At 62.9% G+C, this 21395-nt stretch carries 19 protein-coding genes and 1 tRNA gene; 10 read left to right on the top strand and 10 right to left on the bottom strand.

Going from position 1 to position 21395, the window contains the following annotated elements; genetic code table 11:
* The 4 genes from secD to queA all read right to left on the bottom strand — a co-directional run bounded on the left by secD (position 1) and on the right by queA (position 4548).
* The gene (gene secD / locus CEW83_RS18525; RefSeq protein WP_108950676.1) at positions 1-1866 is read right to left on the bottom strand and encodes a protein translocase subunit SecD; all 1866 of its coding nucleotides are present in this window, start codon (positions 1864-1866) and stop codon (positions 1-3) included.
* Between the two features lie 153 nt (positions 1867-2019).
* Complete coding sequence (gene yajC / locus CEW83_RS18530; protein WP_108950677.1) at positions 2020-2343, bottom strand: preprotein translocase subunit YajC; 324 nt, start codon at positions 2341-2343, stop codon at positions 2020-2022.
* A 68-nt stretch (positions 2344-2411) separates the two neighbouring features.
* The gene (gene tgt / locus CEW83_RS18535; RefSeq protein ID WP_108950678.1) at positions 2412-3524 is read right to left on the bottom strand and encodes a tRNA guanosine(34) transglycosylase Tgt; all 1113 of its coding nucleotides are present in this window, start codon (positions 3522-3524) and stop codon (positions 2412-2414) included.
* Positions 3514-4548 carry a tRNA preQ1(34) S-adenosylmethionine ribosyltransferase-isomerase QueA gene (gene queA, locus CEW83_RS18540; protein ID WP_108950679.1) on the bottom strand — a complete coding sequence of 345 codons (1035 nt, stop codon included), beginning with the start codon at positions 4546-4548 and terminating at the stop codon, positions 3514-3516. Before queA ends, tgt begins: the two co-directional genes overlap by 11 nt.
* 61 nt (positions 4549-4609) lie before the next feature.
* Here queA and CEW83_RS18545 point away from each other — a divergent pair.
* Positions 4610-4696, top strand: a tRNA-Leu gene (locus CEW83_RS18545).
* A 137-nt stretch (positions 4697-4833) separates the two neighbouring features.
* On the opposite strand, the gene nhaR is transcribed toward CEW83_RS18545, so the two are convergent.
* Positions 4834-5742, bottom strand: a complete 909-nt coding sequence (gene nhaR / locus CEW83_RS18550) for a transcriptional activator NhaR (protein WP_108950680.1) — start codon at positions 5740-5742, stop codon at positions 4834-4836.
* Positions 5743-5867: 125 nt separating this feature from the next.
* Between nhaR and CEW83_RS18555 the strand changes: the two genes are divergently transcribed.
* The 4 genes from CEW83_RS18555 to tilS all read left to right on the top strand — a co-directional run bounded on the left by CEW83_RS18555 (position 5868) and on the right by tilS (position 9379).
* Entirely contained in the window at positions 5868-6215 is a 348-nt protein-coding gene (locus CEW83_RS18555; RefSeq protein WP_108950681.1) for an HPF/RaiA family ribosome-associated protein, read from the top strand.
* A gap of 78 nt (positions 6216-6293) precedes the next feature.
* Positions 6294-6959, top strand: coding sequence for a Bax inhibitor-1/YccA family protein (locus CEW83_RS18560; RefSeq protein ID WP_108950682.1), 666 nt, complete (start codon positions 6294-6296; stop codon positions 6957-6959).
* 126 nt (positions 6960-7085) lie between these two features.
* Entirely contained in the window at positions 7086-8051 is a 966-nt protein-coding gene (locus CEW83_RS18565; protein WP_108950683.1) for an acetyl-CoA carboxylase carboxyltransferase subunit alpha, read from the top strand.
* Positions 8052-8176: 125 nt separating this feature from the next.
* Complete coding sequence (gene tilS / locus CEW83_RS18570) at positions 8177-9379, top strand: tRNA lysidine(34) synthetase TilS (protein ID WP_234418898.1); 1203 nt, start codon at positions 8177-8179, stop codon at positions 9377-9379.
* Here tilS and CEW83_RS18575 read toward each other — a convergent pair.
* The gene (locus CEW83_RS18575) at positions 9369-9974 is read right to left on the bottom strand and encodes a response regulator transcription factor (protein WP_108950685.1); all 606 of its coding nucleotides are present in this window, start codon (positions 9972-9974) and stop codon (positions 9369-9371) included. The two genes, tilS and CEW83_RS18575, sit on opposite strands and share 11 nt — an antisense overlap.
* The gene (locus CEW83_RS18580; RefSeq protein ID WP_199915157.1) at positions 9971-11947 is read right to left on the bottom strand and encodes a sensor histidine kinase; all 1977 of its coding nucleotides are present in this window, start codon (positions 11945-11947) and stop codon (positions 9971-9973) included. The genes CEW83_RS18575 and CEW83_RS18580 overlap by 4 nt, the downstream gene beginning before the upstream one ends.
* Before the next feature lie 234 nt (positions 11948-12181).
* On the opposite strand from CEW83_RS18580, the gene CEW83_RS18585 reads away from it, so the two are divergent.
* From CEW83_RS18585 to CEW83_RS21505, 4 genes are all read left to right on the top strand, one after another.
* Entirely contained in the window at positions 12182-13186 is a 1005-nt protein-coding gene (locus tag CEW83_RS18585; RefSeq protein WP_108950686.1) for a TRAP transporter substrate-binding protein, read from the top strand.
* 68 nt (positions 13187-13254) lie between these two features.
* Complete coding sequence (locus CEW83_RS18590; RefSeq protein WP_108950687.1) at positions 13255-13959, top strand: TRAP transporter small permease; 705 nt, start codon at positions 13255-13257, stop codon at positions 13957-13959.
* Between the two features lie 15 nt (positions 13960-13974).
* Positions 13975-15261 carry a TRAP transporter large permease gene (locus CEW83_RS18595; RefSeq protein ID WP_108950688.1) on the top strand — a complete coding sequence of 429 codons (1287 nt, stop codon included), beginning with the start codon at positions 13975-13977 and terminating at the stop codon, positions 15259-15261.
* 208 nt (positions 15262-15469) lie between these two features.
* The gene (locus tag CEW83_RS21505; protein WP_234418899.1) at positions 15470-16579 is read left to right on the top strand and encodes a pseudouridine synthase; all 1110 of its coding nucleotides are present in this window, start codon (positions 15470-15472) and stop codon (positions 16577-16579) included.
* 96 nt (positions 16580-16675) lie between these two features.
* Here the strand turns inward: CEW83_RS21505 and CEW83_RS18605 are convergent, their stop codons facing one another.
* The gene (locus CEW83_RS18605; protein WP_108950689.1) at positions 16676-17992 is read right to left on the bottom strand and encodes a hemolysin family protein; all 1317 of its coding nucleotides are present in this window, start codon (positions 17990-17992) and stop codon (positions 16676-16678) included.
* A gap of 620 nt (positions 17993-18612) precedes the next feature.
* Between CEW83_RS18605 and CEW83_RS18610 the strand changes: the two genes are divergently transcribed.
* Entirely contained in the window at positions 18613-19575 is a 963-nt protein-coding gene (locus CEW83_RS18610; protein WP_108950690.1) for a TerC family protein, read from the top strand.
* 56 nt (positions 19576-19631) lie between these two features.
* On the opposite strand, the gene CEW83_RS18615 is transcribed toward CEW83_RS18610, so the two are convergent.
* Together CEW83_RS18615 and CEW83_RS18625 are read right to left on the bottom strand one after the other, a co-directional pair.
* Positions 19632-19847: a hypothetical protein gene (locus tag CEW83_RS18615; protein WP_108950691.1), complete on the bottom strand. Its 216-nt coding sequence runs from the start codon at positions 19845-19847 to the stop codon at positions 19632-19634.
* Positions 19848-20194: 347 nt separating this feature from the next.
* Positions 20195-21394, bottom strand: a complete 1200-nt coding sequence (locus CEW83_RS18625) for an ABC transporter permease (RefSeq protein ID WP_108950693.1) — start codon at positions 21392-21394, stop codon at positions 20195-20197.
* Between the last annotated feature and the right edge of the window lies 1 nt (position 21395).

Below are 21395 nucleotides of genomic sequence, written 5' to 3' on the forward strand. Positions count from 1 at the left end.
TCAGTTATTGCCCGGCTTCCAGACCTGACCGATCGCCAGCTTTTCCACCTTGCGCTGACGACCGTAGATCAGGTTGATCATCATCCGCGACACCAGTACCGCGCTGAACATCGAGGTCAGGATGCCCAGGCAGTGCACCACGGCGAAGCCGCGCACCGGTCCTGAACCGAATACCAGCAGCGCAATGCCTGCGATCAGGGTGGTGATGTTGGAGTCGAGAATGGTGTCGAAGGCGCGGTCGTAGCCGGCAGCAATGGCCGCCTGCGGGCTCGAGCCGTTACGCAGTTCTTCGCGGATGCGCTCGTTGATCAGCACGTTGGCATCGATGGCCATGCCCAGGGTGAGCGCCATGGCGGCGATACCCGGCAGGGTCAGCGTGGCCTGCAGCAGCGACAGCAAGGCCACCAGCAGCAGCAGGTTGGCTGCCAGTGCGATGGTCGATACCACACCGAAAAGCGCGTAATAGGCGCACATGAACACGGCGATGGCGAGGAAGCCCCACAGCGTCGAGTTGAAGCCCTTGGCGATGTTCTCGGCGCCCAGGCTGGGGCCGACGGTGCGCTCTTCGATGATCTCCATCGGTGCTGCGAGCGAGCCGGCACGCAGCAGCAGGGCAACGTCGTTGGCTTCGGCGGTGGTCATGCGGCCGGAAATCTGTACCCGGCCTCCACCGATTTCGCTGCGGATGACCGGTGCGGTCACCACTTCGCCCTTGCCCTTCTCGATCAGCAGGATGGCCATGCGCTTGCCGATGCTTTCGCGGGTGACATCGCGGAAGATCCGGGCGCCGGCTGCATCCAGGGTGAGGTGCACGGCCGCTTCGTTGGTCTGGCCGTCGAAGCCGGGCTGGGCGTCGGTAAGACGGTCTCCGGTCAGCACCACCTGCTTCTTCACCAGCAGGGGCAAGCCGCCACGCTCGGTGTAGAGCTCGGTGCCGAAGGGCACCTTGCCGGCAATGGCGTCCTCGACCGCGCCGGGGGTGTCGTCGACCATGCGCACCTCGAGGGTGGCGGTACGGCCGAGGATGTCCTTGGCCTTGGCCACATCCTGCACGCCAGGCAACTGGACGACGATGCGTTCTGCACCCTGCTGCTGGATCACCGGCTCGGCGACGCCCAGTTCGTTGATCCGGTTGTGCAGCGTGGTGATGTTCTGCTTGATCGCGAAGTCGCGCATGGTCTGCTGTGCCTGCGCCGTCAGCGTGGCCACCAGCTTGAGGTCATCGCTGCCGTCGTCGCGGTCGGACAGCTGGAGGTCGGTCGTGCTGGCCTGGATGGCGCTGCGGCCGGCGTCGCGCTGCGCGCTGTCGCGGAAGCGGATGTGAATCGTATTGCCTTCGCGGGTGATGCCGGCATGGCGCACGTTCTTGTCGCGCATCAGGGTACGCAGGTCGCCGGTGGTGGAGTCGAGGCGCTTGGTGAGTGCCCCGGGCATGTCCACCTGAAGCAGGAAGTGCACGCCGCCGCGCAGGTCGAGGCCCAGATACATCGGCAAGGCGTGAATCGAGGTCAGCCAGGCCGGCGAGGCCGACAGCAGGTTGAGCGCGACGACGTAGGACGGATCCTGCGGATCGGGGTTGAAGGCGCGCTCGATGGCGTCCTTGGCGCGCAACTGGATGTCGGTGCTGGCAAAGCGGGCGCGGACGCCGGAGACATCCGAGAAAATTCCGTTGTGCTCGATGCCGGCGCTGCGCAGCACCTCGGCAACGCGGTCGGTGACGGAGGCGGGATCAAGCTTGAGCGTGGCCTTTCCGCTCGACACCTGAACCGCGGGCACCTCGCCGTAGAAGTTCGGCAATGTGTAGATCAGGCCCCATAGCAGGACGAGCCCGATGAGGATGTTCTTCCAGAGTGGATAGCGATTCATTGTGGAGGGCAGTGCGTTGAGGATGAGGCTGCTCGGAAAATGGGCCGGTCATGCACCCGTCTTCCGGACAACGTAAAAGGCATCCCCTGCGCCTCGGCAGCGCGGGAGTGTCGGTACGGAGGCGGCAGAGCGCCGCCTCCGTTCAGGCAATGCTCAGAGTGCCTTCAGCGTGCCCTTGGGCAGCACCGTGGCAACGGCATTCTTCTGCACGGCGACAACGGTGTTGGGCGCGACCTCGACCTGCACGAAGCTGTCGTTCACTTCGGTGACGCGGCCAGCGATGCCGCCGCCGGTGACGACTTCATCACCCTTGCCCAGCGCTTCAACCATGGCCTTGTGTTCCTTGGCCTTCTTCATCTGCGGCCGAATCATCAGGAACCACAGCACCACGAACATCAGGATCAGCGGCAGCATGCCCATCAGGCCACCGGTAGGATCGGCGCCTGCGGCCTGAGCGTATGCGTTGGAAATCAGCACGTTGTTACTCCAAAGTTGGCAAAAAGCGTTGAATTATAGCAGCGAAGCATGCGCTGCCTTGGTGGGGATCAGACGGTGCCTGCATTGCGGTCGCGCTGGAAGCGCTCGACAAACGCAGCGAAGCCATCGACCGCAATGGCGTCGCGGAGTTCGGCGGTGAGCGTCTGGTAGTAGCGCAGATTGTGAATCGTGTTGAGCATGCTGCCCAGAATCTCCCCGGTGCGGTGCAGATGGTGAAGATAAGCCCTGCTGAAGTTCTGGCAGGTGTAGCAGTCGCAAGTGGGGTCGAGTGGCCGGGTATCAAGCTTGTGCGTGGCATTCTTGATCTTGATGTCGCCAAAACGGGTGAACAGCCAGCCGTTGCGGGCGTTGCGGGTCGGCATCACGCAGTCGAACATGTCGATGCCGGCCGCCACGCCTTCCACGATGTCTTCCGGTGTGCCCACGCCCATCAGGTAGCGCGGTTTGCCCACGGGCAGGCGCGGTGCGGTGTGGGCGAGGATGCGGCGCATGTCCTCCTTGGGTTCGCCCACCGACAGGCCGCCAATGGCAAAGCCGTGGAAGCCGATTTCATCGAGTGCGGCCAGCGATTCGTCGCGCAGGTCCTCGTACATCCCGCCCTGGACGATGCCGAACAGTGCGTTGGTGTTTTCCAGGCGGTCGAATTCGTCGCGCGAGCGCTGCGCCCAGCGCTGCGACATGCGCATCGATTTGGCGGCTTCATCGCGGGTGGCAGGGTAGGGCGTGCACTCGTCGAAGATCATCACCACGTCCGAGTTCAGCGTGTGCTGAATCTGCATGGAGATCTCGGGCGTGAGGAAGAGCTTGGCGCCGTCGATCGGGCTGGCAAACTTCACGCCTTCTTCGGTGATCTTGCGCAGGGCGCCGAGACTGAAGACCTGGAAACCGCCGGAGTCGGTGAGGATCGGTTTGTCCCAGCCCATGAAGCCATGCAGGCCGCCGTGTGCCGCAATGACATCGAGCCCCGGGCGCAGCCACAGGTGGAAGGTGTTGCCGAGGCAGATCTGGGCGCCGATGTCTGCGAGCATCGTCGGCGTCATGGCCTTGACCGTGCCATAGGTGCCGACCGGCATGAATACCGGGGTTTCGACCACGCCGTGAGCCAGGGTCAGGCGGCCGCGGCGGGCGCTGCCGCTGGTGGTGAGGAGTTCAAACTGCATTGTCGTTCCGGGTCAGAAGCATGGCGTCGCCGTAGCTGAAAAAACGATAGCGCTGGGCGATTGCGTGGCGATAGGCCTGCCGCATGATGTCCATGCCGGCAAAGGCGGAGACCAGCATCAGCAGGGTTGATTTGGGCAGGTGAAAGTTCGTGACGAGGGCGTCCACCACGCGAAAGCGGAAGCCGGGCAGGATGAAGATCTCGGTCTCGCCGCTGCCTGCCGCGAGCGGGCCTTCCTGCGCAGCGGCTTCAAGCGCGCGCATGCTGGTGGTGCCGACTGCGATCACCCGCCCGCCGGCGGCGCGGGTGGCGGCGATCGCGTCTACGGTTTCCTGCGGAATCACGTAGCGCTCGCAGTGCATGCGGTGTTCGCCGAGGTCGTCAACCCTGACTGGCTGGAAGGTGCCTGCACCCACGTGCAGCGTCAGCCAGGCGCACTTGGCGCCGCGCTCGGCGACACGCTTGAGCACGGACTCGTCGAAGTGGAGCCCAGCGGTAGGCGCCGCCACCGAGCCAGGCGAGCGTGCATATACCGTTTGATAGCGGCTCTCGTCGGCGTCGCCAGCAGCACGCTGAATATAGGGCGGGAGCGGCAGTTTGCCGTGGCGTTCGAGCAACTGGACGAGGTCTTCATCGTCCGGGAAGCGGAGGTGGAAGAATTCGCCCACGCGCCCGAGCACGGTCACGTCGAACGCATCTGCCAGTCGCAGGGTGCTGCCCGGTTTGGGAGACTTGGATGCGCGGATCTGCGCAAGCGCTTCGTGCGGGCCCACCGGGCGCTCGATCAGAACCTCGATCTGGCCGCCCGAGGTCTTGGTGCCGTGCAGGCGCGCATGCAGCACACGGGTGTCATTGAACACCAGCAGGTCGCCGGGACGAATGTAGTCGGGCAGGTCCGAAAACTGCCGGTCGTCGAGGGCCTCACCCACAATCAGCAGGCGGCTGGCGCTGCGCTCGGCAAGCGGTGCCTGCGCAATAAGCTCGGGTGGAAGCTCGTAGTCAAAATCGTTGAGGGTCAGAGGCATCAATTAACAGTAACGGCTTGCCGCAATCGGTCGAGTTCAGTGATAATGCGTGCCCCTCCCTGCCGGGATGGCGGAATCGGTAGACGCAGCGGATTCAAAATCCGCCGCTGGTAACAGTGTGAGGGTTCGAGTCCCTCTCCCGGCACCAGGCAAGACAGCACGCATCGAAAGCGGCGGATTCTAGCAGCTTTCATCGGCGGGCTCGGTCTCTGCCATTCTTCCCTTGGCCTTACCTGCCTTCCAGTGTGCTTCGTTGCGCTTGATGCTGCTGGACGTGTCTGACCCTCATGGCGTCGTGTCGGTGGAGTCCGATTGCATCGGGCCGGCATTGCTGATCGCGCGCACTGCGGGATGCGTCAGCCGGCGCTCCACGGAAATCGCATAGAAGGACTCCCTGACGCTGTCGGCCGTGCCCAGGCGTTGCACGCCGTGCTGCCTGCAGACCTCGTCGGAAATCAGGTCGGCGGAGGGGAAGATGCCGACGCCGGCTTCCCCGAAGGCTTTCATCAGTGCGCTGTCGTCGAATTCGCCGACGATGCGCGGGTGCACCTTGTGATCTTCGAGCCAGCGCAGCAGGGGGCGCCGCACCGCGGCATCGGCACCCGGCAGCAACATGGGCGCGCCATGCAGGCAGGCGGGGAAAGCGCCTTTGAGACTGGCCGAGAGGGCCGGCGTGGCAAAGAAGCTGACCGGCGACTCGCCCAGCTTGTGGCTGAAGCCGCGCACGTCCATATGCGGTGGAAGCGGGCTGTCGGCCAGCACCACGTCGAGTTTGTGGACGGCCAGCTCCCCAAGCAACTGGTCGAGCTTGTTTTCGCGGCACACGATGCGCATCGGCTCGGGCAGGGCGATCGAGGGGGCGAGCAGGACATAGGCGATTGCCTTGGGCACGACATCTGAGACGCCGACGCGAAAGGGCAGGGCGCGGCCGGCCGAGCGCGTGCTGAGAGCGTCCTCCAGTTCGGTGCCGAGGCGGAAGATCTCCTCTGCGTAGTCGAGCACCATGTCACCGGTTTCGGTCAGCACCAGCCGCCGCCCCTGGCGGCGAAACAGATTGACGCCGAGCGTGGTCTCAAGCGCGGCAATCTGGCCCGACAGCGTCTGTGGTGCGAGGCCGGTGCGCTCGCTGGCCCTGACCACGCCGCCGGCACGCGCCACGCTCCAGAAATGGTGAAGCTGCTTGAAGTTGATCATGTGTATAGTTCGATAAAACCAGATGAAAATTCAGTTGAACCCGGAGTTTATCGAACAGTCTGAGCCTTAGCATCCGAACTGTGTATTGCAGGGCGGTCATTGCACCAGACAAAGGAGACTCAGACATGCGAATCGATCTGCATTGTGATGGCGTTGAAGCGGCTCCCGGTTTGCAGGACTACGTGGCGCGGAGGATGCGCTTTGCTGTCGGCAAATTCAGGGATCACATCCAGTGGGCCCGGATCAAGGTGGCCGACGTAAACGGGCCGCGCGGTGGAGCGGACAAGCGCTGTGTGGTGCAGTTGCGCTTGCGCAACCTGCCGGACGTGGTGTTCGCGATTACCCAGCTCGATGTCAGGGCGGCGGTCGATGAGGCGGCGGACAGGGTTTCGCGCGTTCTCGCCCAGCGCCTGCGTCGTAACCGGCGCGTGGATCACACCCGCTGCGCGGCGTTGATCGAAGCGCCCGCCTGAGCACGCATTCAGTGTTTATGTTTCGAACAAATCAAAACTAGACTACGGCATCGCCGCTTGTTTCAAGGAGAATCACAGATGGAAAATCGCATTGCCTCGATGAACCGGTCGGAAGCCTCGGTGCTGTCGACCAACAAGGTCATCCGCAACACCTACATGCTGCTGTCGCTGACGCTGGCGTTTTCGGCGCTGACCGCAGGTGCCTCGATGGCGTTCGGGCTGCCGCATCCGGGCCTGATCCTGACGCTGGTCGGCTATTTCGGCCTGTTGTTCCTGACGACCAAGTTCCGCAACAGCAGTCTGGGCATCCTGTTCGTCTTCGCGCTGACCGGGTTCATGGGTTACACCCTTGGCCCGATCATCTCGCACTACCTGTCCATGCCCAACGGCAGTCAGGTCGTGATGCAGGCGATGGGGGGCACGGCGGCGATTTTCCTGGGCCTGTCGGGCTATGCCCTGACCACGCGCAAGGACTTCTCCTTCATGGGCGGCTTCCTGATGGTTGGCATCCTGGTGGCCTTCCTTGCGGGTCTGGGCGCGGTGTTCTTTGAAATGCCCGGCCTGTCGCTTGCCGTGTCGGCGATGTTCGTGATGCTGATGTCGGGCCTGATCCTGTACGAGACCAGCAACATCATCCACGGTGGCGAAACCAACTACGTGATGGCGACGGTCACGCTGTACGTGACGATCTACAACCTCTTCACCAGCCTGCTGCATCTGCTGGGTTTCATGAACAACGACTGACGCGCCTGCTGACTGCAGACCGGGGCGACTTCCGCAAAGGGGTCGCCCCTTTGCATTTGTGCTTGCTGCGGCCGAGAGCTGCGCGAGCGGTTACAATGGATGACTTTTTTCAACGGGAAAGGTCCCATGAAGACCACCTTTCTGGACTTCGAACAGTCGATTGCCGAGCTTGAAGGCAAGATCGAACAGTTGCGTTTCGTGCAGGACGACTCTGCGGTGGACATCTCCGAGGAGATCGGCCGACTCGAGGCCAAGAGCCACACCATGACCAAGGATCTCTACGGCAAGCTCACGCCGTGGCAGATTGCACAGGTCGCACGCCATCCGCAGCGTCCGTACACGCTGGACTATGTCCAGCATATCTTTACCGATTTCGAAGAATTGCACGGCGATCGCGCCTTTGCCGACGACAAGGCAATCGTGGGTGGTCTGGCGCGCTTCAATGGCCAGAGTTGCGTGGTCATCGGCCACCAGAAAGGGCGCGATACCAAAGAGAAAATCGTGCGCAACTTCGGCATGCCGCGGCCCGAGGGTTACCGCAAGGCCATGCGGCTGATGAAGCTGGCGGAGAAGTTCGGCCTGCCGGTGTTCACGTTCGTCGACACGCCGGGCGCTTACCCGGGCATCGGTGCCGAGGAGCGTGGACAGTCCGAGGCCATCGGCCACAATCTCTACGTGATGGCCGAGCTCAAGGTTCCGCTGATCTGCACCATCATCGGCGAAGGCGGTTCGGGCGGTGCGCTGGCGATTGCCGTCGGCGACCAGGTGATGATGCTGCAGTATTCCACCTACTCGGTGATCTCCCCCGAAGGCTGCGCCTCCATTCTGTGGAAGAGTGCGGACAAGGCGTCGGAGGCGGCTGAAACCATGGGCATTACCGCCGCTCGTCTGAAGTCGCTGGGCCTGATCGACAAGATCGTCAACGAGCCGGTGGGCGGTGCGCACCGCGATCATCGGGCGATGGCACAGAGCCTGAAGCGCGCGCTGACCGATGCCTTGCGTCAGGTCGATTCGATGACGCCGGCCGATCTGGTGGCGCAGCGGATCGAGAAGCTGATGGGTTACGGCCGCTTCAAGGAACAGGCAGCCTGAGTACATCCCCGCTACACGCAGCGGCTGCCGTCCTCGAGGCGGCTGGCGTCGGGGCGCACAGCCGCTTGTGCTGTGCGCTCTCAGGCGGAGTTGATTCGGTCGTTCTGCTGGACCTGCTGGCGGGCTTGCAGGCACGCTTTGGCTTTGCGCTGAGCGCGGCGCATGTGAACCATGGCCTGAACCCTGCAGCCAGTGCCTGGCAGGCACACTGCGCAGCACTGTGCAGCCACCGTGGCATTCCCTTTGCTGCGTTTTCGGTCGATGTCGCACGCGACGATCCCGAGGGGCTGGAGTCTGCGGCGCGCAAGGCCCGACACGCAGTGCTGGAGTCAGTGGCGTGTGACTGGCTGGTGTTTGGCCATCACCGCGACGATCAGGCCGAAACGGTTCTGTTTCGCCTCTTTCGTGGAACCGGTTTGCGCGGCGCGAGCGCCATGGCTGCAGTCGAGCCCGGTGCGGAAGGGCGTGCAGGGCGTCTGCGTCCGCTGCTTGGCGTCGGCCGCGCCGCCATCCGCGACTGGGCTCGTGTGCACGCACTGACCTGGGTCGAGGATGACAGCAATACCGACCGTCGTTTTGCGCGCAACGACATTCGCCATCGCATTCTGCCGGCGATTGAAACCGCCTATCCTTCCGCTTCAGCCTCGATCGCGCGCGCTGCGGCGCACTTCAGAGAAGCCAGCGACCTGCTCGACGAGCTTGCCGCCAGTGACGAGCGTGCCTGCGGCGGCCGCATGCTGGTGAGCGAGGTGCTGCTCGCGCTGTCCGATGCGCGCGTTGCCAACCTGCTGCGCTGGCAGGCCCGATGTTGCGGCATGGCAGCGCCCTCGCGTGCGCGCCTGCTGGAGGCTTTGCGCCAGCTGCGTGCGGCGCCTGCGGTGCGGCCACTCCATTTTCCGCTCGGCGATCTGGTCTGCTGTGCCTACCGCGGCGAGGTCTGGCTGGAGCCGGTCGGGGGCGGTCTGCCGACGCCTTGCCACTGGGTGGGTGCGGCGGAGGTCGAGAAACCGTGGGGCGTGGGCAAGGTGGTGTTCAGCCCGGCTCCGGGGCGTGGCATTGTCCGGGCTGCGATGGATCAGGCGGCGAAGCTGAGTCTGGTGACGCGCCCGGTGGGCCTGCGCATGCGGCTGGCGCCGGAGCGGCCCAGTCGCACATTCAAGAATCTGTGCCAGGAGGCCGGCATTCCGGCGTGGATGCGCGAACGTCTGCCTGTGCTGGAGATCGACGGCAGGGTGGCCTGGATTGGCGGGATTGGCGTCGACGTGGCTTTTGCGTGCCCGCCCGGGGGTGAGGGTGTCGTGCCGGAGTGGGTGCCCGTCAGCTCCTGAGCGTGGTCAGCATCTGCGCCAGTTCGACGGCCGAGCGTACCTGCATCTTGTCGAATACCCTTGATCTGTGTGCCTCGACGGTGCGCATCGAGATCGACAGTTCGTCGGCAATGACCTTGTTGAATTTTCCTTCCAGAATCAGTTCCATGACCTCACGTTCGCGTGCCGTCAGCGTGGCCAGCCTGGCCTCGACCGTGTCGCGATCGGCTGCCGCCTGCTGACTCGCTGCATCGCGCTCGAACGCGCGCTGCACGTGCTCGATCAGGTCGTTGTCGTTGAACGGTTTTTCGATGAAGTCGAAGGCGCCTTTCTTGAGCGCGCTGACCGCCATCGGTACGTCGCCGTGACCGGTGATGAAAATCACCGGCAAGGTGCAGTTGCGTTCGATCAGCGCGTCGAAGCACTCCAGCCCGCTCATGCCTTCCATGCGGATGTCGAGCACAATGCAGCCGCGCCATTCTGGCTGCCAGGCGGCGAGAAAATCCTCGGCCCCTGGCCACATCCGGCATGCCACGCCGCGGGTCCGGAACTGCCACTGCAGGGCATCGCGAATGGCTTCGTCGTCGTCGATGATGTGGGCGCAAGCCTGGGTCATTGGCGTTCTACCGGTAGCGAAAGGATGAAGATGGTACCGCCTGAAGGGTTTGGCTCAAAAGTCAGGCGGCCATGGTGGAGTTCGGCAATCGAGCGACAGATATTGAGCCCCATGCCCATGCCCTCCTCCTTGGTGGTGAAAAAGGGCTGGAAGAGCCGGGCCGCAGACTCTGCGTCAATGCCTGCGCCGCAGTCGCAGACCTGCACTTCCATCGTGCTTCCGGTGCTGCGGGTGCGGATGCGCACTTCCCGCAATGCTGCGGGCGTACTGCGCATTGCGTCCATGCCGTTACGCGCGAGGTTCACGAGGATCTGCTCGATCATGACCGGGTCTGCCGTCACCATGGGCGGGTTCGGCAGCAGCTCGGTGGTGATGCGCATCCGGCGTTTGCGCGCATCCGCTTCGATGAGGCCGACGGCCTCGACGATGATGGCGTTGAGGTCGACGGTCTCGCGTTTCGGTTCGGAACGGCGCACGAAATCATGCACGCGGCGGATGATCTCGCCCGCACGACGCGCCTGACGGCCTATTTTTTCGTGGATCTCGCGCAGCTCCGCAGGGTCGACTTCGCTCGCATCGAGGCGGTTGATGCAGCCGCTGTTGTAGCTGGCAATCGCGGCCAGCGGCTGGTTCAGCTCGTGCGCCAGCGTGGAGGCCATTTCACCCATGGTGACCAGGCGCGAGGTGGCCTGCAGGCGCTCCTCCTGCTGGCGGGCAAGTTCGCGTGCCCGCTTCTGCTCGGTGATGTCCAGTACCGAGCCCATCCAGCCGTTGTCCCGTCCTTCCGCATCGATCAGCGGTGCTTCGAAAATCAGGGCGTCGAAGCGCTCCCCGTTCTTGCGCCGCAGCGAGACCTCGAGCCCGTCCACCGGCGTGCCGGCCGCCATCACATTGTCGTGGACCTCAAGCGTGCGGTCGATCTGGTCCGGGTCCCAGTAAGGCATGGGCGGCGTGGCGCCGATCAGTTCGTCGGCGCTGTACCCGGTCATGCGGCAGAAGGCCGGGTTGACGTGGGTGATGCGGCCTTCATGGTCACGCGCGCGCAGGCCGGTGATGACGGAGTCCTCCATGGCCTTGCGAAACGCGGACTCTCGCCTCAGGGCCTGTTCGGCGGCCTGACGGCGCGCAAGCTGGCGTCGCAATTGCCAGGTGCTCCATACGATGACGGTTCCAAAGAGCACGATGGACGCAATCAGCAGGACCAGCACCCACCGGGTTTCGCCCTTGTAGGCCGTGATCTGCAGCATCAGACCGCGCCCTGGGGGGTCGAAGGGGGTGGTGTAGCTCAGGTGGGAGGCAAGCGGTGCAATCTTGGACTTCGCTGCAATTTCCTGTCCGTCCGGATCGAGCACCGCAACGCGGTATCGCTCCGAGAACCACCACGGCAATTCGCGGGAAACAAGATCGGAAAGTGAGTAGACGGCGACGACCACGCCCAGAAACGCATCGTCCGACCACGCGGGAACATGCACTTCGAAGTGGTACCTGTCGTTGACCACCGGGTAGGCCGGGCCATAGACCGGCCGTCCGAGCCCGCGTGCAAGGGTCATGACCGATTCCGAGGGAACCGCGCCGTCGGCCTCGCCAACCAGGCCGCGGTCCTGGGCCGGGGGCAGGGCCCCCTTGAGCTCGCCATCCTGGTCGAGCCACAGCACGCGGACAATGCCGCGATCCTGGCTCATCAGCTGGCGCAGCTGTGCCTCGGTCTGCCCCGACGGTCGTCCGGCACTGAGCAGGAGCTCCGGGCCGATCTGCTGCAGGAGGGCCTCGTTACGATCGAGCTGAAAGCGCAGGTTCTGCTCCATCCACAGGACATCGGTGAGCAGCGTCGTCTGCTGCTCCTCGGCGTCGTACTGCCGTGTGAGCCAGACCAGCAGCACAATGGTTGCGAGGAACAGGGTGAGGAAGAAATACGGAAGGCGACCGATCCAGCGGTTGCGCGTGGTGTTCTGGGTATCGGACAGAGAGTGCATTACGCGGACGTTCGACCTTGGCTTGGAATCGGCTGCATTGACGGGGTTTATGCCCGCATCCATTAGATTTGCGGTATTCCACAATTGCGATCATTGTTCCGATCGACCAGTATGCTCACACTTTACGGCGGGTTTGGCCGGCCTTGAAGTCTCGTATGGCGGTGTGCAAGGCATGCCGTGCTCGAGTCGAAAACGCATTCAGTGCGTCAGTTTCTCAATTGGAGGAGATGGGTAATGAAAATTCGTGCGCTTCTACTGGGTCTTATTGCTGCCGGCATCACCGCAACTGCTGCTGCAGCCGATCCTATCGTAATCAAGTTCAGCCACGTCGTGGCGACGGATACCCCCAAGGGCAAGGCTGCAGAAAAATTCAAGGAACTGGCCGAAAAATACACCAGCGGTGCCGTGAAGGTCGAAGTTTACGCGAACAGCACCCTGTACAAGGACAAGGAAGAGATGGAAGCGCTGCAGCTTGGCGCCGTCCAGCTGCTCGCCCCGTCGCTGGCCAAGTTCGGCCCGCTCGGCGTGCGTGAATTTGAAGCATTTGACCTGCCCTACATCTTCGACGGCTACGCCGACCTGCACAAGGTGACGACCGGTCCGGTCGGTCAGATGATGCTGTCCAAGCTTGAGGCCAAGGGCATCAAGGGTCTGGCATTCTGGGACAACGGCTTCAAGTCGTTCTCGGCCAACAGCCCGATCAAGACGCCCGATGACCTGAAGGGCAAGAAGATGCGCATTCAGTCGTCCAAGGTGCTCGAAGAGCAGATGCGCGAACTGAAGTCGCTGCCGCAGGTGATGGCATTCTCCGAAGTCTATCAGGCGCTGCAGACCGGCGTGGTTGATGGCACCGAGAACCCGCACTCCAACCTGTATACGCAGAAGATGCACGAAGTGCAGAAGAACGTGACCCTGACCGAGCACGGTTACCTGGGTTATGCCGTGATCACCAACAAGAAGTTCTGGGATGGCCTGCCGTCCGCCGTTCGAACCGAACTTGAGAAGGCCATGGTCGAGTCGACCGAATACGCCAACACGATTGCCAAGGAAGAGAACGACAAGGCACTGGCTGCCGTCCGTGCTTCGGGCAAGACCGAGGTGTATCAGCTGACCCCGGCTGAAAAGCTGGCTTTCAAGAAGGCGCTGGCGCCGGTGCACAAGAAGATGGAATCGCGTATCGGGGCTGACCTGATCCAGTCCATCTACAAGGAAACGGGTTTCGATCCGTCCAAGCTGTAATTTGTTTCTGTACCCGGAAGCGCCCGTCAGGCCGTCACCTGACGGGCGCTTTTTGCAGGGAGATCCCCATGAATAAGATTCTCGATCGTCTCGAAGAGTTCATCATTGCATCGCTGATGGCGGTGGCAACGGTGGTGATCTTTGTTTCGGTGGTGCACCGGTATGCCTCCGGTTTTGCGATTCCTTTCGTTCAGGACTGGCTGCTGGAGATGAATGTCGGCTGGGCGCAGGAGTTCTGCATCATCCTCTTCGTATGGATGGCCAAGTTCGGCGCAGCCTATGGCGTGCGTACCGGCATCCACGTTGGTGTGGACCTCCTCATCAACAAGCTCTCCGACAAGCCCCGCGCCGTGATGGTCCAGCTCGGACTGTTGTGCGGCGTCATCTTCACCGGCTTGATCGGCATTTTCGGCGCCCTGTTCGTGTGGGAGAACGGTATGGCGTACGAGACGCTGACCCTGTTCGGGCTCGATGCCGGTCATTTCTACGAAGGTCCGACCACGCCCGACCTCGAGTGGCCAACCTGGATCGTGTATGCCGCGGTTCCGCTTGGTTCCTTTCTGATGTGCTTCCGTTTCCTGCAGGTGATGGTCAGCTTTGCCAAGACCGGCGAGCTCCCCCGTCACGACCACGGCCATGTCGAAGGACTGGACGAAGAACAGGATGCAGATGTCCTGCTCGAGGGTGAAGCAATTTCGATGTACGAGGATATCGAGCACGGGCAGGCTGGCAAGCCCCGCGCAGATCGTCCCGACACCGACGGCAAGCGCTAACAGGAGCATGCAGGAATGACTAACTCACTTGCGATTTTCGGCCTGCTCGTCGTTCTGATGGCGATCGGCATGCCGGTAGGCGTGGCGCTCGGCCTCACCGTGCTGAGCTTCATGTTTATCTTCACCGACGTGCCGCTTGAAGCGGTGGCGTTGAAAATGTTCACCGGTATCGAGAAGTTCGAGATCATGGCGATCCCGTTCTTCATCCTCGCCGGTAACTTCCTGACCCATGGCGGCGTGGCGCGACGCATGATCAACTTTGCCACGGCAATGGTCGGGCACCTGCGCGGCGGTCTGGGCATGTCTGCAGTGCTGGCATGCGCGCTGTTCGCGGCGGTGTCGGGCTCAAGTCCCGCAACGGTGGTGGCGATCGGCTCAATCCTGATTCCGGCAATGATCAAGCAGGGTTACCCGGTGGGCTTCGGCGCCGGCGTGGTGGCCTCTGCGGGCGGTCTGGGTATCCTGATCCCGCCATCCATCGTCATGGTGATGTACGCGGTAACGACCAACTCGTCGGTCGGCGCGCTGTTCATGGCGGGGGTGATCCCGGGTCTGTTGCTGGCATTCATGCTTGGTGTTTGCACCTGGTATGTGGCCAAGAAGAACAACTACCCGACGCTGCCCCGCGCACCGTGGAAGATGAAGCTGCGCTACTTCAAGGATGCCTTCTGGGGTCTGATGCTGATCGTCGTAGTGATGGGCGGGATCTATTCCGGCATTTTCACCCCGACCGAAGCGGCAGCGATGAGCGCGGTGTACGCCTTCTTCATCGCGGTGTTCGTGTACAAGGATCTGACCTTCAAGCAGATCCCCCGTGTGCTGCTCGACTCGGCAAACATGAGTGCGATGCTGCTGTTCATCATCGCCAGTGCGATCCTGTTCTCCTTCATCCTGACTTCGGAACAGATTCCGCAGCGCATGGCCGATGCGATCGTGGCCAGTGGTCTGGGGCAGATCGGTTTCCTGGTCGTGGTGAACTTGCTGCTGCTGGTCGCCGGCATGATCATGGAGCCGTCCTCGATCATCCTGATCCTGGCGCCGATCCTGTTCCCGGTGGCCGTGGCGCTGGGCATCGATCCGATTCACTTCGGCATCATGATCACGGTGAACATGGAAATCGGCATGATCACGCCGCCGCTCGGGCTGAACCTGTTCGTGGCCAGCGGTATCACCAATACGGGCATGACCGAGATGAGCAAAGCCGTATTGCCCTGGTTGTACACCATGCTGGTGTTCCTGATGCTGATCACCTACATCCCGAGCATCTCGACCTTCCTGCCCAAGGCACTGGGCATGATGTAACCGGTGCTGTTCGCCGCACGCTGCAAAACCCGGCCTCGTGCCGGGTTTTGTTTTTTGTTCGGCTGGCGTGCTGAATGCAGCAGTGCGAACTCGCCGACGCAACGGCCGCATCGCAGGGCGCAGAAGCGTTCCGTGCGCCTTGCGTCCCACTTCGGCGCATAATTGCGCCTGTTTCTCTGAAAACGTCGTCCGACGCCCGAGGTCTGTTTTGAATACTGTCCGCAAGAATCCGCCGCAGCCGGCCCCGTCCCGCATTGCAGGCACGCTCAAGGTCAATCGTCCCGCACCCGAGGCGCCGCCTGCCGACGCCGCAGATGCGCGGCGCAAGCCGAAGAAGGAAGGCGAGCAGAGCGGGCGTGGCGGTCGCGACTCGCGCCCGGATGACAGACGCGCAAAGGACGCGAATCCGCCCCGACGTGCGGGCAAGCCCGAAGCGCGTGACGCAGGTCGCAGCGGTGGGCGTACCGATGCGCGCAGCGATGGTCGCAATGATGGCCGCAGCGCGACCCGTTCCGATAATCGTACTTTGCCCCGCGAGCATCGCGCCATTCCGCCCGGCCCGCCGCTGACGCCGCGCACGTCCACCGCTGAAGGACTGCGCCTGTCCAAGGTCATGGCGGATCGTGGTATCTGTTCGCGTCGTGAAGCCGACGAATTGATCGAGCGCGGCTGGGTGTTCGTCGATGGCAAGCGGGTGTCCGAACTCGGAACCCGGATCGATCCTGATGCACGCATTGCGCTGGCCCCGGAGGCCAAGCAGGAACAGGCGCAACGCGTGACCATTCTGCTGCACAAGCCCGTTGGCTACGTGTCCGGCCAGCCCGAGCCGGGGTATCAGCCGGCAATGGCACTGATTGGCAGTGACACCCAGTATGACCACGAAACCTCGCAACGCTTTCACCCCTCGCAGTTCAAGGGGCTGGCGCCGGCCGGCCGGCTCGACATCGATTCGACCGGCTTGCTGGTGTTTACTCAGGATGGCCGCATTGCCCGTCAGCTGATCGGCGACAACTCTTCGGTGGAAAAAGAGTACATCGTGCGGGTCGAGGGTCAGCTGGCCGAAAATGGTCTCGCACTGCTCAACCATGGTTTGTGGCTGGACGATCGTCCGCTGCGCGAGGCGAAGGTCGAGTGGATCAACGATGACCAGTTGCGATTCGTGCTGCGCGAGGGGCGCAAGCGCCAGATCCGCCGCATGTGCGAACTGGTGGGACTGAATGTGGTGGGCCTCAAGCGGGTGCGGATCGGCAAGGTCGCCCTGCGCGACCTGCCCCTCGGGCAGTGGCGTTACCTGTCCGACGACGAATCATTCGCCTGAGTCGCAATCACGGATTGGAGGGGCTGCTGGCATTGGCGGCCTCGCCCGGGCTTATGGCGCCGCTGCCGTCCCTGACTGTTTGAACGAGCAGCGTGCTCAGCCGCCCTCGTTCGAGTTCGGGTCGGGCGAGGTCATTGGCAGGGCGGTGGCAAGTACCTTGTCGATCCGCTTGCCGTCGAGGTCGATCACTTCCAGGCGCCAGCCTTCCCAGGTGGCGATATCCCCGGTGTTGGGCAGGCGTCCGAGCAGCCACATGACCATGCCGGACAGGGTGTGATAACGGCCCTTTTCTTCCTCAGGCACGGTCTTGAAGCCGAGTCGATCCTTCAGCTCCACAATTGGAATCAGGCCGTCGAGCAGCCAGGAACCATCCTCGCGTTGCATGGCCCAGGCTTCTTCCTTGTTTTGAGGCGTGAACTCTCCGGTTACCGATTCAATCACGTCATGCAGGGTGACCATGCCCTGAACTTCGCCGTATTCGTCGATCACGAACACCGTATGCGCGCCGGAGGCGCGGAGCTGATCAAGCAGTTCCATGCCGGTGAGCGACTCAGGCACATACACTGGAGGCTGCAAGTCGTGGGTGAGGTCGACCCGGGCGCCACGCAGCATCTGGTTGAAGAGCTGCTTCGAGCTGACGATGCCGAGGATGTCATCGAGCCCCCCGCGGCAGACCGGGAAGCGTGAGTAGCAGGACTCTGCCATCAGGGTCATGTTCTCCTCGGGCGGACGGTTGACGTCGAGCCAGACCATGTCCGAGCGCGGCACCATCAACGAAGCGATCTGGCGATCATCCAGTCGAAAGACGTTGCGCACCATCTCGTGTTCGCTTTTCTCGATCACGCCTGCTTCCGACCCTTCGTCGAGCATTGCGTGGATCTCCTCCTCCGTGACACTGGGGCCGCCGGACTCGCGCTGTCCCATCAAACTCAGCAGCAGCGCGGTGGAGCCGGCCAGCAGGTGGACGAAAGGGCGGGAGGCGATCGACAACAGGTACATCGGCCGCGCCACGAGACGGGCAATGCCCTCCGGATTGATCTGACCGATGCGTTTCGGCACCAGCTCACCGACCACGATCGAGACATAGGTAATGACTACCACGACCAGCACGGTAGAGCCGATTTCGCTCATGCGCTGCTCCATCCCAAGCGTTTGCAGCCAGATTGCCAGCGGGCCCGCGAGCGCTGCTTCGCCGACGATGCCATTGAGGATGCCGATGGAGGTGATGCCGATCTGGATGGTCGACAGAAAGCGCGTCGGCTCTTCGCCCAGTTTCATTGCGACGGCAGCGGAGCCGTCACCGTCTTCGGCCAGACGCGCGAGGCGGGCCCGGCGTGCGGTCACCAGGGCAATTTCGGACATCGCGAAAAGGCCGTTCACGACGATGAGGGCGGTAAGCAGGAGTATTTCCATGGAAGGTCTTCAGTTTCCTGAGTCGTGACGTGTGCAGCCCTGCCCGCAGGCATGCTGAAAGATTCGTGGTGGGGTGGCGCGAAGGGCAGGGCCGGTCGCCATCAGGCGCTGCGTCGGTGCCTGCGCCGCAGGGGCGTGGAAGGACGCATCAGGGCGGACAGGATCCCCGCGCGGGTGGCCTGACGTGAACCGGTGGCCGGAGGTGTCGGGTGCGCCAATATTCGACGACTGGGGGACGAGGCCCCGGGAAGGACAGAAGCAACTCATAGTGCGGAGTTGTCAAACCCCGCGCAAGCCCTGATCTATTGAGAAGCGGCGATCATGCCGCAAGTCTGCATCCTTGTCACGGCCCTGAAGTATGTGCTTGATCCATCCTTCGGCACCTTGACTTTGGCGTAACGCGATATAGACTGCGTGGAATCAAGGGGAGTAGCTTTTCAACGCCGCAGCATCGTCATCACGGCTGGTTCGTCTCGCGACGGCCTCCCGGTGCTTCGGGCGACGGAATACCGTCGCAGGCGAGACCTTGCCCGAGGGCAAGGTCCATGCATGGATAGCGTGCATCCAGGGTCTGTGTCCTTCGGGAACAGGCCCTTTTTGTTTTCTGTGCGGAGTCAGCGGTGGAATCGATCGGTACGTGGTGGATGTGGGTGGCGTTTGCAGTCATCGTGCTGGCGATGCTGGCGGCAGACCTCTTTCTGTTCAAGGGCGGACAACAGCACCGTGTGTCGCTCAGGGAGGCTGCCGCGTGGTCGGCAGCCTGGGTGTCGGTGGCAATGCTGTTCGCGGCGGGGCTGTGGTGGTACCTCGATGTCAGCCTCGGCCGGGTTGTTGCCAACGAGAAGGCGGTGGCATTTCTGACCGGCTACTTGGTCGAGAAGTCGCTGGCGGTCGACAACGTCTTCGTCTGGATGATGATCTTCAGCTATTTCGCCGTGCCCCTCGAGTTGCAGCGCAGGGTGTTGTTGTATGGCATCGTGGGGGCAATCGCGTTGCGTACGGTCCTGATTTTTGCCGGGAGCTGGCTCGTGACCGAGTTTCACTGGCTGCTCTACGTGTTCGGCGCCTTCCTGGTCATCACCGGAATCAAGATGGTGTGGTTTGCCGAGCACGATCCGAACCTGGAGAAAAACCCCTTCATCCGCTGGATTCGCAATCACTACCCGATTACCGAACGGCTTGAGGGCGAGCGCTTCTTCGTGATGCGCGACGGGGTTCGCATGGCGACTCCCTTACTGCTTGCGCTGGTGCTGGTGGAAATCTCCGACGTGATCTTCGCGGTCGACAGCATCCCCGCGATCTTTGCGATCACCACAGACCCCTTCATCGTGCTGACCTCAAACCTGTTCGCGATCCTTGGTTTGCGGGCGATGTACTTCCTGCTGGCTGACCTGGGCGACCGCTTCTCGCTGCTCAAGTACGGTCTGGCAGCAATCCTGATCTTCATCGGCACCAAGATGCTGATCGTCGAGTGGGTGAAGATTCCGGTGATGGTGTCGCTTGGTGTCGTCGCCGTGCTGCTTGCGTTGGCGGTGGGGGCCAGCCTGTGGCACTCGGCGCGCGAACGAGCGCATGCCCCTTGAACGGTCTGCGGGCTATTCGCTTTTTCGCACGCGCCGGCGCGACACGCCATCGTGATTCAGCTTGTCCGGGCTTTACGGCTTGCCGGTTTGTGCGAGAGAAGTTCAGCGTCTTCTTCGGATAGTCCGCTTACCGGTGTGAAGTGACCGTCGAGCGGGCATTCCCTGCCGGGCGGGCACTCGTGTTCGCATGCACACTCAGCCTGGGTTTCGTCCAGCAAGACCATTTCCTTGACCGCTTCGCAACGGCCGATCGGGGAGTCGAATATGCTCATGATTGTCTCCTGCGCCAGATTTTATTGATCAGTTGCTACCTGCTTTGTCAATGTCAGTCTAGGCGTTGGGTGCGAACTTTGTGCGGCGAATCCGCCTCGGGTTGACCTGGCTCAAACCGGGGGCGCGATGTGCCCGGGGGCTGCGGGGCAGGCTTCTTGCAGGTCACGTCCAGATACGGGCGCGAGAGCTTGTTCCAGCCCGGCCCGGGCGAGGCCTGGGCACAAAACAGGCGTCCGTCCAGCCTGCTCTGCCACCAATGCCAGGCGGCGGGCGCGGCAATCGACGAGGTGCCTGGCAGCATGCAGAGCAGAATGCTCAGGGTGCGGAGGCGGCGTGAGGGCATGGCCTACTCCGCGCGCAAGGCTTCGACCGCGTTCATGCCCGCGGCACGGCGTGCGGGGACGACTCCGGCGGCCAGGCCAATGAGCACCGCCACGGATTCGGCGACGAAAACAAAGTGCCAGGGCGTGGTCACTGGCAGGGCGGGAACGAACAGTCCGATCAGCTGGGCAATGCCGGCGCCGATGGCGAGGCCGAACAGGCCGCCAATCGCGGCGAGCGCGACCGCTTCGCCAAGAAACAGCCCGAGAATGGTTCTGCGTCGCGCGCCGAGCGCAACCAGCAGACCGATTTCGTTGGTGCGTTCGGCCACTGCGATGGTCATGATGGTGATGATGCCAACGCCGCCCACCAGCAGCGAAATGCCGCCCAGGGCACCGACGGCCGCGGTGAGAATGTCGAGGATGTTCGAGAGGCTGGCAAGCATGTCCTCCTGGGTGGTGAGGGTGAAGTCGTCGCGCCCATGGCGCGTGACCAGGATCTTCTTCACCGCGGCGGCAACCCGCGACGCGGCGACCCCTTCGTCGTAGGTGATGTTGATTTCCATCAGACCGTCGCGGTTGTACAGCGACAGCGCGCGCGCCGTGGGGATGTAGGCCGTGTCGTCGAGATCGATGCCGAGAAACTGTCCCTTGCTCTCCATGACACCGATGACGCGGTAACGTTCGCCACCGATCTGTACCCGTTCGCCGAGCGGATTCGCGGTGCCGAAGAGTTCGTGCTTGAGCGTGGAGCCGAGCACGATGAAGGCGCGGGCGTTGGCCGCATCGTCAGGGGGCAGGAACTGACCGCTCTTGACCCGCATCGAGAACACGTTCTGCATGTCTGCGCCCACACCCATGATGTAGGTGCGGCGAACGCGGCCGTTGGCACGGACTTCCGAGTTTCCCGACACATTGGGCGTGACGCCGGTGACGAAGGGCGCACGCTCGAGCGCGGCCGCATCCTCGAGCGTCAGCTCCCGGGTGGTGGAGGGCAGGCCGGGTGGCCCGCCGCGCGCGCCCTGGCGGCCCGGCGTGACCTGGATGAGATTGGTGCCGAACTGGGTGAACTCCTTGAGCACGAACTGATGCAGCCCCTCGCCGATCGAGGTCAGCAGGATCACTGCGGCAATGCCGACGCCGATGCCGAGCAGGGTCAGGAAGCTGCGCATGCGGTGCGCAATCAGGGCACGGAGTGAGAGCTGGAAGAAGTCTCGCCAGAGCATG

The sequence above is a fragment of the Parazoarcus communis genome, from assembly GCF_003111645.1.
Classification (GTDB): Bacteria; Pseudomonadota; Gammaproteobacteria; order Burkholderiales; family Rhodocyclaceae; genus Parazoarcus; species Parazoarcus communis_A.